This is a genomic window from Leptolyngbya cf. ectocarpi LEGE 11479, assembly GCF_015207065.1.
GTDB lineage: Bacteria > Cyanobacteriota > Cyanobacteriia > Phormidesmidales > Phormidesmidaceae > Leptothoe > Leptothoe ectocarpi.
The window spans coordinates 1-13,263 of the sequence record NZ_JADEXP010000169.1 but is presented as its reverse complement, the minus strand read 5'-3'; the positions used below and the strand labels follow the sequence as shown (position 1 = coordinate 13,263).

Below are 13,263 nucleotides of genomic sequence, written 5' to 3'. Positions count from 1 at the left end.
GCCAGCCGCAGGCTACCCCTGGTTTTGGCTAGGGAAATGGCTAGGGTGCGGGCATCTTCAATACTGACGGCGATGCCGTAAACTTGCCCTAATTCCACCACCATTTGGGTGTTAACGGCGGCGGTGGCCAGCATATCGATAACGGGTAAGGGCGTGGCGGCCAGGACACCGGCCCCAATCCACTGATAGCGGTCGATAATCACATCGGCCTGCTGCTGCCGCTGCTGGCTGAGCAGCTGCCGGGCTTCGAGACTCAGACGCTGGGACTGTAACAAAATATTGTTGGCAATCAGGTCACGACCTTCGGCGCGCAGGATGGTGATGATGCGGTCGATCAGGGGTTGGATAAATGGGGGATGGTCGCTGGGGTGGGCTGCGATCGCAACCACATCTTGAGCCTCCAGCTGCTGTCCCAACCGCTGCCGCAGTTTTGTCAGCAACAGCTCCACCTCATCATCGGCGTACAGGTCTATTTTATTAAGCACCACCAGGGTGCGTTTACCCACCGCCAACAGCTGCATCAAAATCTCATACTGGGCTCGATGCAGATCGTTATCCACCACATACAGCAGCAGATCCGCCTGGGCGGCCAGCTCTCGACTCGCCTGGTCCATCCCCCCCGCATCTAGTAAACCTGGGCTATCACTGAGAATGATTTCCCCATCAATAGCCGGAATCGCCACTCGGTAATCCTGCTGCTGGGTGGTTGTTCCTTTAGTCACCGCCGTTTTCCCCGCCATTTCCCCCATCAGCGCATTGGCCAACGACGTCTTTCCCATCGAGCCGCTGCCCACAATCACCAGCTGCAGCCGCTGTTGTTCAAAGGCATGGGTCACCGTTTTGGCCCGTTCAACCAAAGCTTGTCGAGCTACCTCATCCTCAATTTGGCTCAGCTGCTGATCAAGGCTTTGCAGATGGGCCACCGCCGCTTCGTCGGTGGTTTTGGGAACCGGTGGCGGCTGTACGCGCGGACGTAGAAATAGCCAGCCATAGTAACCAATCACCCCCAGCGCTGCCAGCAATAGCAGCAAAACCAGTGTGGTAATGGCCTGAGCAACCCACGGATTGAGATTCGACAAACCTGCATATAGCGTCCCCAGGGTGCTGATCAGCCACAGCATCACACCCAGAAAAACCAAAACCACAATCGCGATGATTAAAGGTCGCCTCATATGCGATCGCCTTCCTAAAATGAAGCTGCCAATTTTGCCTTGGAGCTAGCCTAGCGTCTTACCATACACACAAGGTGGATACGTGCCACCTAATTGTTGCTAACCAAGGACACCTTAAATTCCCATGGGAATATTTGATCAAGTAATGGGAGCCATCCAGGACCCCAATCGTGAAGCCAGCATCGGTCAGCTTGGCCAAATTGTATCGATGGCGCAGCAGGTTGCCCAGGCAAACAATGCTAACAGCTCCGCCACTCAGCAAGCGGCCTCTGTAGTCGGTGGTTTTGTCCAATCGGCCCTAAAGGAAAAACAACAGAACCAGGGGATGGATGCTGTGCTTGACCTGGTCAAGCAGGGCACGACCGATGGTACTGGTGTACTACCTAAACTATTTAGCCCTGAGCAGCAGACTCAAATTGCATCAGTAGTTGAGCAAAAGACCGGCTTAGACTCTACTCAGGTAATGGCTATGCTACCCATGGTCATTCCCATTGTGATGAAGTTTCTCAACCAGGGTTCTGCCAAAACAGGCAAAGCGGCTGAGGGTAATCCCCTGGTCACTGCCTTTTTAGATGGTGATGGTGATGGCGATGTGGACATGGGCGATGTGTTAAAGATGGCCGGACGGTTTATGTAAATTGGTCCAACCCCAGGGTGGGTAGTAAGCAGCAGTATCGTGAATCTCGTTAGCGGTACTGCTGCCTTTACCTGGCTACCTGTATAGTTTTCCTAGGGAATCCGTTTTCTGGAGCACTACTGTGGGCATAGCTATGGGGCATAACTATGGGGCGTAATAAAGATGGCAAGCGGTGGCACTGGCTGAGTGCTGAAGGCTTTCTGCACGGCATCGATCACATTGAAACCATCGTCTCAAAGCTCCTGTCCGTTGCCATGCTAGTTGTGATCTTTGTGATCATGATCGACCTAGCGAGATTTTTAGCCGTAGCCCTATTAGAACCGAGCCCTGCTGGCTTCTTTAAAAGTACCCTCAGCGAGATTTTTGGCTTATTTCTAAGCGTACTGATCGCCTTAGAAATCTTGGAAAATATCACGGCCTACCTAAAAAAGCATGTGGTGCAGGTGGAGCTGGTGATTGTCACCTCCCTGACGGCGGTGGCCCGTAAGATTATTATTCTGGATCTAGAAAAGGTAACCGGCGTCAGCCTGATCGGATTAGCCGTTGCCATCTTGTCTCTTTCCCTCAGCTACTGGATCGTACGCAATATCCATAACTAAGAGTCTCAGACGCTAAGTAAATGTGGAACTGATTACCTTGATAAGAGAGTAATCACCAATTTAATAACACCATGGCCTCTGGAAAAATAGGTGTTGGGACCTTGGCCCTTGGCCTATTTGCAGATGCAATGCATTTTGGGATTGTTTATTCTGTCAAACAGCAATTTCTTTGGGATGCCCGTGTATGCCTTTTGCTTGGCTAACGCCTGGACATCCTATCCTCCAGCATGAGCGGCGATATGCTGGTTTTTACCCTCCGCCAGAAAATATTCTCAGTGTTATATTTATTTAACATGTGATCAATTTTAGCTAATAATATTAAATGTCAAATGTTAACTCTATAAAAACCTATCGGGAGCAAATGGGGCTTTCCCAAGATCAGTTGGGTGAGTCCCTGCGTGTAACGCGTCAAACTATTGCAGCTTGGGAAAAGGGAGAACGCACAGTATCTCTAGTTCAGCTCTCTAAAATTGCTAAAACTTTGGGCATTGCCTTAGAGCTACTGATTGGCCCTGCGGCTGCACTCTCTGCACCGGCTGGACTCATGTTTCGTGCCGATCAGCCCTCTATGCTGACGCCTACCCTAAGAGCCCACTTAACTCAAAAGTCCGTAGACTATGCCGCAGTTGAGCAGATTGTAGGCGAAATACCAACGCTGCCAGAAATGCGTCCACTGACTGGCTACAACGAAGATGTCGTTGAAGAAGTCGCTAAAGAAATCCGTGATTGGTTAGGTGTGGGTGAAACCTATCCCCTAGGAGATGTCCTAGCTTTGTTAGAAGCTAAAGGCCTAAAAATTATTCTGCATCCTCTACCAGAAACCATCTCGGGATTCTCTGCTTACACTGATACCACTGGAACCGTCATTTTTGTTAATGCTAATCACCCCACTGAACGTCAGTTCTTCACCGCACTGCATGAACTCGGTCACCTCATTTTCCATCGTCAGGAATACAATCACCCACATAACCAAACTCGCAAAAACGATCCACGAGAAAAAGCAGCTAACCACTTAGCCGGAGCTGTTCTACTTTCCCGTGACATTATTTATCGAGAACTAAGAGCCTATCGAAACCGCTGGATACCTGAACCGCTTCTAGCAGATATCAAGCGCCGATACGGTGTTAGCCTAATGACCATTTTATATCGAGCTGGTCAACTGGGTCTCATCACCAAAAAGCAACAGGGGCAACAAATCGGCGTCCTCAAGAAAAAGTACGGTGTCAACGAAGAACCTCAACTGCCAACCCCTCAGCACCTGACACGGTTAGAGAGGCTGGTATTTCTAGCCCTACTGAGAGAAGAACTCACAGTATCAAGAGCTGCCGAAGTTCTGGATAAGCATTTGATAGACATTCGCCAACAGTTAGCAAACTGGATGGAGGAAGACGGCGATTGATTTTACTATCAGATGCCAATGTCTTAATCGACCTCGGGTATGTGCAAGGATTAGACATTCTGTGTCAGTTAGAGACCATAGAAGTGCTTGATGTTGTTTTAGAAGAGTGTGATCACGTCTCACAGCCTAATTTAGTTGCCGACATTCTAGAAGCAGGGGTTCAACCCATTGAGACCAAAACTGAATGGTTTCAGGAAGCACAAGTCTATCGTCAGGGTAACTTAAGCAACCCCGATCTACTGAACTTTTACTATGCCAAAGCTCATAGACGTCTACTCCTGACGAATGAGAAGCCACTTCGAACTCTTTGCCAGCAGCAAACTGTAACAGTCCATGGCACCCTATGGATTATTCAAGAAGCCTATCAGCGCAAGCTCTCAACACCAGCAACACTCTGTCAATGGCTGGAAACCCTCAGTAACCTAGACCGACGCTTACCAAAACAAGTTATTAACCAGCTAAAAGATACTTTGGGTTGTAGCTAAAAACAGAATGCAAAATCTATAGTCGTTCTAGAACTAGGTTTTGAATCTCAGCTTGGGTCAGCTGAATTGGATTATTACGATTACGAGTCTTAGCAACTATCCGCTCCAAATCTGACGCCTTGACGCCGTAGTCTCCTAGCCTGGGTAACTGCAGGAACTGGGTCCAATCTCGTAAAATTTGGCAGAGCGCTTCACCATAATATGTGGGGACTTTGCCTGATTCATCTGCTAGAAATGCACCCAACTTTACCATTTTGGTCACTGCTGGACTGTAGGGCTCTCTGTCTAGAAGTGCTTTCCAGTTCGTTTCTGTCGCAGTGGCGAGCAGTGTACCACAAACAACACCGTGGGGAATGGGGAAAAATCCCCCCAGCGGCGAGGCTAAGCCATGGACAATTCCCAGACCGGCGTTGGCTAAACAAATGCCCGAGAGCAGCGAACCGTAGGCCATGGACTCACGCACTGCTAGATCGTCGGCCCCTTCACCGCAGGCCGCCAACAAGTTTGGTCCCATGGCCGTCAACCCACTCCAGGCCAGAGCATCTGTAATGGGACTGGCTGTAGGCGACAAATAGGGTTCTAGCAGCTGAGTAAAGGCATCTAAACCACAGGCGGCGGTTATGTGGGCAGGGCATGCAACCAGTAGCTCGCTATCGACAATCACGCCGTCAGGAATAAGATTTTCATGGCGGATAGATTTTTTGAACCCCTGGGGACCGACCTCGCTGATGACGGCATTTTTAGTGACTTCACTACCGGTGCCAGAGGTGGTAGGAACTGCTAGGTAGGGGACTTTTTTGCCACTGTGGGGAATACCTTTGCCTATCCCTTCTAAATGATCGACGATGGAATTACGGTGAGGCAACATGGCGGAAATCGCTTTGCCCGCATCGACCACACTGCCGCCACCAATACCGACTACAGCCTGAATGCCTGAATCTCGATAGGTATTGCACGTATAGTCAATAAAAGTAACCGTGGGCTCTCCAGTGCAGCTGATAATTTCATAGGTCAGCCCAACCTGTTGCAGGCTCGCTTCGATTTGAGCCAGCATGCCAGTCTTTTTTAGCGATTGCCCACCTATCACCAGGAGCAGCCGTGATAATCCTCTTTCCTGCAGCCAGGAGGGTATCAGCTGCCGTTTTCCGGCTCCAAAGTAAATCGGGGGTACTTTGGCAAAGCTAAAGTCTGCAAACATCACGGGTATCCGTTGTGGTCTAGGGTGCAAGAACGGTGTAGGGCTTACCCTGGCGAGCCTGGGCCATCCAGGGGGCAACGGCTTCACGCCAGGTCAGGTAGTGGGCAGTTTGTTTGTGGGCAGCGGCGCCCTCTGCCGTTTCGTAGGCTTCGTAGAGCATAAACTGAGTGGCATCGTCCGGATCCTGTAAAAAATCAAATCGGATATTAGCCGGTTCTTGGACAGAACCGGTGTGGTTTGCCTTGGTGGCTGCAATAAAGTCATCCACATGTTCTGGCTTTACAAATATATGGACACAGGTTACAACCATTGATATCTCCTCTAGATACAAAAGGGGCAACAGCTCGATCAATAACCCCACCAGCGTATCGAGCAGGGTGAGCTAGCAGTAACCAGGTGCAACAAAAGTTGCAAAAACTTACCTGACGGCAGTGTAGACCCTAAAACTTTATAACGGTGACGTTTCTGGCCAAGGTGCAGCGGTAGGATCGGCAAGCACTCCCATCCATGGTTTCTATGGCTTCCCCCCTTACCCTCAATCTGGTTCAAGGTTCGGTACAGTTTAGTTTTTCCGTCGCAGCGGCCCAGGAGCTAAAGGACTCTTTAGCAAACCTGATCCAAACGCTTAAAGCTAAGTCTGCGGCCCCAGTCGGTGCCGGTAGACCCCAGCCGGTGAAGCCAACGGAGTATCGTCACACGGGGGATGTATTTTTGGAAATTTTCTGTAACCCTAATATCTGGCCCAGTCCATTTGCCGCCAAGCTGCTGGTTACGGTACGGGACGAGCGCATACGGCTAACCACTGAGGCGGAGCTAACCCGCATTCTTGAGGATGTGAGTCTTTATTTGGAAGAAAATGACGGGTAGCCTAACCACCTACCAAAGTAAACGCGGCCCAGTTAAGCGGAGCGGGATAGGCATCCAGCATCGATAGCATCGCCTGTCGCAGTGCCTGGGCCTTGTCTTTTCCCGCTAAAAGCTGCTGGTAGAAACTCAACATCAGGGCCGAGGTAGCTTCATCGGGCACCTGCCACAAGGACACCATGACACTGGGGGCTCCTGCGGCTAAAAATGACCGCGATAGGCCCACCACACCGTCTCCAGTAATGCGACCGCGACCGGTATCGCAGGCGCTTAGCACTACCAGATCTGCATTGAGCTGACTCTCTAAAATCTCTGCGGCGGTTAGAAACCCATCGCCGACCGTACCAGGGATATCACCAGCCGCTGGGGCCAGGGCTAGGGAGCCTTCTAACGGATTGGTTTCGTTAAAAAATCCATGGGTGGCTAGGTGAATCAGTCGCGCGGAGGATAGGGCTTGCTTAATGTCTGGCTCAGTGGCCTGATGGCCGATGAGAGCTTTGGTATTCAACAGCTCGGCAATGCTTTTGGCCTCAGTGCGGGCATGGGGTAACGGCTGCAAGTTGTCAGGCATGGGGGATGGATCGCCCACAATTAGCATGGCATCGGTCTGAGAGAATGGTGTGGCTGCTGGCTGGTGAGTCTGCTGTAATACCTGAATGGCCGGAGCTGTCACAATGGTATGGTGCTCAATTAGGTAGCTGTCATCTTCGGCCTGCAGGGCGGGAAACGGTACTAGAAAAAGTTGTTCTTGAGGGATGAAAACGATACGGGTACTGGCATCGCTGGGGAGTAGGTCAGCGATAGGGGCGATGAGAAGTTGGTGTAACTCTCGCCAGTGCTGACGCTTTTGTAGTACAGGGGCAAAGGCTGACGGGGTGATTTTGTAGACATCGCTGAGAGGTACAACTGGGTTGGGTAAGACAAAGTCGGGGTGGCTGAGGGTGACGGTACCAGCCCTTGGATCGATGGCGGTGACCTCATAGGGAGCCCAGTCCAGCGGTTCGCCTTCCCGTCGAACCCGATCGCCGGGACGAATAGCGGAGCGCAGACGAGTATTCTGTTGGCTGCTACCGCGTATACCGCTGCGATAGCGCCAGCGCTGACTTGTCAGTTCGCGACTCGTCTTTACCAGCTCTGCAATCGAAACATTATTCTCTTTGAGGTCAACCTGCCGGAATGTGACCTCTCCACTAGGCTGCACCACCCAAATATATAGACTTTCCGCCGTACCCCGCTGTTTGCCCTGCACCTTAAAACTGGCATCGGGTACCAGGGTATATTCCACCAATGTGGCCTGCTGGTCTCGAGCAATGGCTTGAATATCTGCAAAGGAAATCTTGGTATTAGGAATTTTGGTTGAGCGCTGGGCCAGGAGTTCAACAAAGGCCTGGGCACGGCCCCGTTCTGCAATTTCTAGGGCGGCTTCGGGGTTGTCCTGAGCGACTAAAATCTGTTGCAGCAGATTATAGGTGAGCACATGGGTGTCGAACAGCGAGATATTGTACTGGTCCTGGGTAGGACGTAGCTGTTCTAAGGTATCAATAGCGTCACGTAGAACGGCTTCGGCCTGGTCTAACTGGCCTGTACCAAAACGGGCGTGACCCAAGTTATTGAGGGCGCGTCCCTGACGACGAGGATCGTCAATCTTGGTAGAGAGTTCGACGCTGCGAGCATGTAGGGCAATGGCCCGCTCATAGTCATCGCGATCTTCATAGGCTAGTCCCAAACCGCTGAGGGCATCGATTTCTAGCCCAGTGTTACCAACGGTTTCAGCCAGGGTGAGGCTTTGGTTGTAGTGCTCAATGGCTTGATTCAGCTGTTTCTGCGCATGGTAGGCCGTACCTAAATTATTGAGGGCATAGCCGATGCGCAGGTCGTCATTGAGGGTTTTGGCAATGGCTAAACTTTGTTGGTACAGCTCGATAGCATCTGCATAGTTGCCTTCGGTGGCCTGGGTAGCTCCCAAATTGTTAAGGGCAGCGCTCTCCTGCATGGGATTGTTTAGAGATTTTGCGATCGCTAAACTACGCCGATGAAATTCAACCGCCTGATCAAAATCCCCCAAAGATTCATAAGCGTTACCCAACAGGCCCAACACCCGCGACTCGCCCAGCTGGTCGTCCTGGGACTGCATCAGGGTGAGGGCCTGCTGGTAGGTTGCGATCGCATCTAAATACTGCCCCACCCCTCGCTGGGCAATGCCTTGGTTTCCCAGAGCCTGAGCCTGAAGCCGAGCGGCCAGAGCGGGCTCATCGATTTGCTGGGCGGTGTCTAGAGCACGGCTGGTCCAGGCAACAGCGGCGCGATTTTGGCCCAAAGCCAGGTGGGCAGCGGCCAGAGCGTTAAGGGTGGCGGCTTGGTCTTCGGGGCGATGGTAGAGGTCTAATGTCTGTTGCCAGGTTGCGATCGCAGCTTCATAATTATGCTCATCATATTGCTGTCGCCCCTGGGCAAATAGTTCAGCCGGGCTTTGTGCCCAGCTCGTTCCACCATGGAAGCTTAGCAACACGGCAAGCAACAGCCCTAAAAACAAGCTTACCGATCGCTTTAACCACCGCCGCCAGTCTCTTATTATTGCACGGTTCATAGGCCCCCACTGTCTACAGATGCAAGCTCTGGTTCACCGCTCGAAGAATATATATTCCCTTCTGATAAAACGTGATCCGAAGAATGCACATTCTCTTCTGACAAGACTCCTGACAGCTCGCCTTGCTGATCCATGCTCAAATCTGCCTCTGGCAGAACGTTTGAAAAATCTTCCAGAGGTAAATCAGGTATTGTGCTCTGTTGCCCTGTTGATTCATCAGCCTCCAAACAATCGCCCGACAGTCTGGTCACACCATCTTCTTGAGTGATTTCATTCGCATCACACTCTTCAGTATCTCCCCGCAGAGCCAGGAGGCTATCTGAACTGCCATCGGTTGCCACCGTTTCTTCTTCGGTCTCCTCATCCAAATTATCCGTATCAGCTGTGGAGAAGTCTGGATTGGTGGGAGGCTGGGGTCCCGGCGGCTGAGGTCCTGGTGGCTGGGGGCCGGGCGGTTGAGGTCCCGGCGGCTCCGGTAAAAACGGTTCATCTAAAAAGGCCGTTGCTAAGCTGCCATCTCCTGTCAGTTTGGAGATAGCTCCATTGGTGCCACTCGCGTCTGTGGGAAACTCACCTGGTGCAAACAAGGGGACAAATCCTTCAACCCGCTGATTACCGAAGGTATCAACCGTGATAGTAACATTATCAGGATTGGGACCAACAAAGAACGGTGTTGTTGTTACCGCGCCTGTGCCTTGAATTTCGAAATCTGCACTATTGACTGTGTTACCTGCACCACCATGACGTATTCGCACACGACCAGGCCCTCCTTCAGGGCTAGTGGCAATACTAGTGGGAATTATGAACCGCACTTGCTGGGTAAGATCAAGTTCACTAAAACCATCAGGGTCGGCCGCCTGTAAAAATTCAATTAGTTCGTCATCTACCCCTGGAACAAGGGTGATTCTCGCTGTTCTTTCAGCTGTTCCGGTTGCTTGAAACAGACCGGCTGCCTCAATATCAACGCCACCGCTGCCTGCAAAAATTGTTTCAACGACAATGTTGCCGGTGGTGGCATTGAGGGTAACTGCACTCGTATTAGAAAATCCTCCGCCCGAGTTTACTCGTCCAGCCGTGATATCTCCTCCAGTAATATGAATATCGCCCCCTTCGATATCGATCGCTCCACTGGTCACATCGTTGAGGATAATAGTTCCAGGCGCGGACAAAATCACTGGCCCACCAGGCTCCGAGAAGCCAGTACCTTGAGTATCAATGTCGCCATTCACTGTAATACCGGGCGGGTCGCTGACCAGTCCAGTGCTCACAAAATCGGTATTCAGGGTAGGAACATTTAACTGTGGTATGTTTGCAGGATTTTGTAACACGGATTCTCCAGCCCGCAAAATCAGTGCTCGACTAGTCGCTAAGAGGGACTCATCGGAAATCAAGAGGGATTGTGGTGTTACATTCTCTACTAACAACAACGAATTTTCTGATGACGAATTTTGACTGATCAGGCCAATACCTAATGTATAGTCGCCATTGGCAGGAATATTTACAGAAAATGATTGGGGGCCTGTGGAAGACTCACTGAGTGAAAAAGACCCGAGACTTGGAAAATTCGAAAAATTATCAGCCCCTGGAGTCAAACTTGGAGAATCACTGGCGGCTAGCTGACTAGGGGGGACACCTGTTAACGAAACAAAGGCAACGTCATTGGCCGAGAAACCGATCAGAGTTGTAACAAAATTCCAGTCGAAGCTGACTGTATCGCCTGTTTGAGCACTAAAGGTGGTTGCGATCGCGCTACCCTCATTAGCCGTACCACTACCTAGACCGCTTAAGCTACCGGCAGGTAACCCTAAAAAGGTTTCTAACTCAGCCCGACTAACGGTATTACTTTCTAAGTCTAATACTACCTGAGACGGGGCTGCGGTAGGCCCAGCACCAAACTGCGAAGTCTCGATCAGCACATCACCAACACTTTCCCAATTTACCAACTGAGACAATGTGGTATCTGGCCCCGTAATAGTAATATCTCCATTCACCAGGATACTGCCGGTTGCTTCAACTTTGAGAGCCGGACCTTCGTAGCTGCCAAAGGAGACATTACCATTAGCGCTGATGATCGGGTCGTAGAGGCTAATAAAGTCGGCAGACTGTCCGTCGAAGGTGGTAAAGCTGACGTCGCCTTGACGACTGCTGATGTGGGCATCTAGGGAAATGTTGCGATTGCTAACCAGCGCGATCGCACCGCCAGCAATAGCCGTTTGATCGTTATAGAGTGCCAGCACATTAATCCCCTCACGTCCCTGGATAGTCAGCCCTTCTCCAGCGTTCAAGACTAAAGGCTGTGCCTCACTATCAGTGGCATAGACCCGCTCGCCAACCAGCGTCAGCGACTCGGTCGTACTGATATCACTGCTGGGTAGGTATAGATGATTTTCTGCCGCCACCAGAGCTGACTGCCCCGTTATTTGACTAATGACACTATCCCCAGCGGCAACTGGCCGGTCCGCCAGGGACACATTTCCTTGAGCATCAACGGTAATGGCAGCCGCTTGTTCAGCGGTTCCTCCAGTTAATAAAGCCGCTAGGGGAACCGGTGTTCCCAGTAACTCTGCAGGCAACGCCGCTGGGGCCAAATCCAGCCGTAGCAGACCGTTCCTGAGGGCAAACGTCCCCGATTCTGGGCTCAAAACCTGGACAGGACCGTTTTCTGAAGCCAGCGATCCTAAGTCAACCACAGTCCCTGCGGCTAACATCAAACCACCATCCACTGATAGATCGGCCAGGTTTACAATCGCCCCCGATGACTCAGCAAAGGCCAGTCCGCTGGGAACTCCGCTCAGTTCCTGGATTGAATTTTCCCCGGTAGCCCTAAACCAATACTCACCAAAACTAAGCCCGTGGGCCGTTGTCGCTGTGAACGTAGCAGGCAAATCTAGACGGGCATTAGGACCAAATACAATGCCAGCTGGATTAATCAAAAACAGATCAGCGGGTGCCCCAGTTACGGTCAACAGACCGTCAACGTTGGAGCTATCTCCCCCTGTAACGCGGCCAACCACCCTCTGCACCGTTGGATCTGCTTGAAAGTCAGCCGTCGCATCCGTGGGTACATTAAACCGCTCAAACCCATAAAACAGGTTGGCCCCTGCTTGTTCACCTCCGTCAATGGTGATCTGGTCATTGTTGATATCTACATTTGTTGGGCCATCAGGAATGACGGCCTGGGCCAGATATAGGGGCGAGGCTGTTCTAGCAGATATCGAAGTCGGACTTATGGCTGCTGGCGAAGGCAACGGAGCAATCAGGGCCGACGGAGCAGGTGGGACAGACGGTGAAGTAACAAAAACCATGGGGCTTGATTTTCAAGTTATGTCACCAGTTATAACAGCGAAAACACTGTACGGTCAGGACTTTGACATTGGTTAACTGTCTTAGGGAAAAGATTTAAAGCCCCCGAAATCGGGTTGGGGACCTGATCAATCTAGAGCTACTCTGATAAGTACTCTAATCAGCTCGCACCCGTTTGAGCAAAATCGCCATGACCTCGTTGGGCTGACCGGTAGGTAGCGAACGACTCCAATCATTGGGCTCGGCATAGTTGAGCGTATGCAAAATGTGGATGCTGGTCTGAACAAAGTTCAAACTACCAAACAGCATGTGCCGTCCAGACTCGTTATCATCTGATTTTACTGTCCAAAATTAGGGGTTCACTTCATTCGGGAAGGCCGTTCTACACTTGGGCACCCTAGCGTGAATAATCACCACTGCTCTCAGGATGCCAAATTATCGACGTCCCTACATTGCTGGGGGCACCTACTTTATTACCCAAGTAACCTATCAACGCGTCCCATGGCTATGTTGGGATATCGGTCGCCAAGCCCTTCGAGAAGCCTTTATCACCGTTAAAGAACATCATCCATTCTCAATCGAGGCGATTGTATTACTCCCTGAACATTTTCATTGCCTCTTAACGTTGCCGGAAAATGACGCGGATTTTTCGGTCAGGCTCCGATTGATCAAAACCTATGTTACTAAACAGTATGGGGCTGAATTAAAGATTCAACGGACAATTTCTCAATCACGACAGAAACGAAGAGAAGGAAATCTCTGGCAGCGTCGTTATTGGGAGCATTTTATTCGTAATGAAAAAGACTTTTCGATCCATTGTGATTATATTCATTACAATCCGGTACGCCATGGATTATGTGAGAAACCACAGGATTGGAAGTATTCCAGCGTGCATCGGTTTGTTGCAGAAGGTATTTACCCACCTAATTGGTGTGCAGAGGAGAGTCCCGAAATCCCTCACGATGTTTGGGATAAACTGTAGGGTGCTGTTAGCGAAGCGTAACGCACCAATCAAAGAG

General features: G+C 50.9%; 13 protein-coding genes. 7 read left to right on the top strand and 6 right to left on the bottom strand.

Going from position 1 to position 13,263, the window contains the following annotated elements; all coding sequences use genetic code 11:
* Positions 1-1,172, bottom strand: a 1,172-nt coding sequence (locus tag IQ260_RS17435; RefSeq protein WP_193994388.1) for a GTP-binding protein, incomplete at its 3' end; no start/stop codon positions are given.
* Between the two features lie 124 nt (positions 1,173-1,296).
* Between IQ260_RS17435 and IQ260_RS17430 the strand changes: the two genes are divergently transcribed.
* The 5 genes from IQ260_RS17430 to IQ260_RS17415 all read left to right on the top strand — a co-directional run bounded on the left by IQ260_RS17430 (position 1,297) and on the right by IQ260_RS17415 (position 4,292).
* Entirely contained in the window at positions 1,297-1,809 is a 513-nt protein-coding gene (locus IQ260_RS17430) for a DUF937 domain-containing protein (RefSeq protein WP_193994387.1), read from the top strand.
* A 146-nt stretch (positions 1,810-1,955) separates the two neighbouring features.
* A complete protein-coding gene (locus IQ260_RS17425; protein ID WP_193994386.1) occupies positions 1,956-2,408 on the top strand; it encodes a phosphate-starvation-inducible PsiE family protein in 453 nt (150 codons plus the stop codon).
* Positions 2,409-2,479: 71 nt separating this feature from the next.
* A complete protein-coding gene (locus IQ260_RS31500) occupies positions 2,480-2,611 on the top strand; it encodes a hypothetical protein (protein WP_265579539.1) in 132 nt (43 codons plus the stop codon).
* 119 nt (positions 2,612-2,730) lie between these two features.
* Entirely contained in the window at positions 2,731-3,807 is a 1,077-nt protein-coding gene (locus IQ260_RS17420) for an XRE family transcriptional regulator (protein ID WP_193994385.1), read from the top strand.
* Positions 3,804-4,292, top strand: a complete 489-nt coding sequence (locus tag IQ260_RS17415) for a PIN domain-containing protein (RefSeq protein WP_193994384.1) — start codon at positions 3,804-3,806, stop codon at positions 4,290-4,292. The genes IQ260_RS17420 and IQ260_RS17415 overlap by 4 nt, the downstream gene beginning before the upstream one ends.
* Positions 4,293-4,308: 16 nt before the next feature.
* On the opposite strand, the gene IQ260_RS17410 is transcribed toward IQ260_RS17415, so the two are convergent.
* Positions 4,309-5,490: an iron-containing alcohol dehydrogenase gene (locus IQ260_RS17410; protein WP_228016205.1), complete on the bottom strand. Its 1,182-nt coding sequence runs from the start codon at positions 5,488-5,490 to the stop codon at positions 4,309-4,311.
* Positions 5,491-5,509: 19 nt separating this feature from the next.
* Complete coding sequence (locus IQ260_RS17405; protein ID WP_193994382.1) at positions 5,510-5,800, bottom strand: antibiotic biosynthesis monooxygenase; 291 nt, start codon at positions 5,798-5,800, stop codon at positions 5,510-5,512.
* Positions 5,801-6,006: 206 nt separating this feature from the next.
* Between IQ260_RS17405 and IQ260_RS17400 the strand changes: the two genes are divergently transcribed.
* Positions 6,007-6,357, top strand: a complete 351-nt coding sequence (locus IQ260_RS17400) for a hypothetical protein (protein ID WP_193994381.1) — start codon at positions 6,007-6,009, stop codon at positions 6,355-6,357.
* A gap of 1 nt (position 6,358) precedes the next feature.
* On the opposite strand, the gene IQ260_RS17395 is transcribed toward IQ260_RS17400, so the two are convergent.
* From IQ260_RS17395 to IQ260_RS17385, 3 genes are all read right to left on the bottom strand, one after another.
* A complete protein-coding gene (locus tag IQ260_RS17395) occupies positions 6,359-8,941 on the bottom strand; it encodes a CHAT domain-containing tetratricopeptide repeat protein (RefSeq protein WP_193994380.1) in 2,583 nt (860 codons plus the stop codon).
* Positions 8,938-12,246: a two-partner secretion domain-containing protein gene (locus IQ260_RS17390; RefSeq protein WP_193994379.1), complete on the bottom strand. Its 3,309-nt coding sequence runs from the start codon at positions 12,244-12,246 to the stop codon at positions 8,938-8,940. Before IQ260_RS17390 ends, IQ260_RS17395 begins: the two co-directional genes overlap by 4 nt.
* 154 nt (positions 12,247-12,400) lie before the next feature.
* Complete coding sequence (locus tag IQ260_RS17385; RefSeq protein ID WP_193994378.1) at positions 12,401-12,553, bottom strand: hypothetical protein; 153 nt, start codon at positions 12,551-12,553, stop codon at positions 12,401-12,403.
* Between the two features lie 118 nt (positions 12,554-12,671).
* On the opposite strand from IQ260_RS17385, the gene IQ260_RS17380 reads away from it, so the two are divergent.
* Positions 12,672-13,226 carry an REP-associated tyrosine transposase gene (locus tag IQ260_RS17380; RefSeq protein ID WP_193994377.1) on the top strand — a complete coding sequence of 185 codons (555 nt, stop codon included), beginning with the start codon at positions 12,672-12,674 and terminating at the stop codon, positions 13,224-13,226.
* Positions 13,227-13,263 lie beyond the last annotated feature (37 nt).

Excerpts from the sequence above, each read along its gene's own strand:
- IQ260_RS17385 (WP_193994378.1), bottom strand. The coding sequence starts at position 12,553 with ATGCTGTTTGGTAGTTTGAACTTTGTTCAGACCAGCATCCACATTTTG.
- IQ260_RS31500 (WP_265579539.1), top strand. The coding sequence starts at position 2,480 with ATGGCCTCTGGAAAAATAGGTGTTGGGACCTTGGCCCTTGGCCTATTT.
- IQ260_RS17410 (WP_228016205.1), bottom strand. The coding sequence starts at position 5,490 with ATGTTTGCAGACTTTAGCTTTGCCAAAGTACCCCCGATTTACTTTGGA.
- IQ260_RS17420 (WP_193994385.1), top strand. The coding sequence starts at position 2,731 with ATGTCAAATGTTAACTCTATAAAAACCTATCGGGAGCAAATGGGGCTT.
- IQ260_RS17430 (WP_193994387.1), top strand. The coding sequence starts at position 1,297 with ATGGGAATATTTGATCAAGTAATGGGAGCCATCCAGGACCCCAATCGT.
- IQ260_RS17425 (WP_193994386.1), top strand. The coding sequence starts at position 1,956 with ATGGGGCGTAATAAAGATGGCAAGCGGTGGCACTGGCTGAGTGCTGAA.
- IQ260_RS17390 (WP_193994379.1), bottom strand. The coding sequence starts at position 12,246 with ATGGTTTTTGTTACTTCACCGTCTGTCCCACCTGCTCCGTCGGCCCTG.
- IQ260_RS17400 (WP_193994381.1), top strand. The coding sequence starts at position 6,007 with ATGGCTTCCCCCCTTACCCTCAATCTGGTTCAAGGTTCGGTACAGTTT.
- IQ260_RS17405 (WP_193994382.1), bottom strand. The coding sequence starts at position 5,800 with ATGGTTGTAACCTGTGTCCATATATTTGTAAAGCCAGAACATGTGGAT.
- IQ260_RS17395 (WP_193994380.1), bottom strand. The coding sequence starts at position 8,941 with ATGAACCGTGCAATAATAAGAGACTGGCGGCGGTGGTTAAAGCGATCG.
- IQ260_RS17380 (WP_193994377.1), top strand. The coding sequence starts at position 12,672 with ATGCCAAATTATCGACGTCCCTACATTGCTGGGGGCACCTACTTTATT.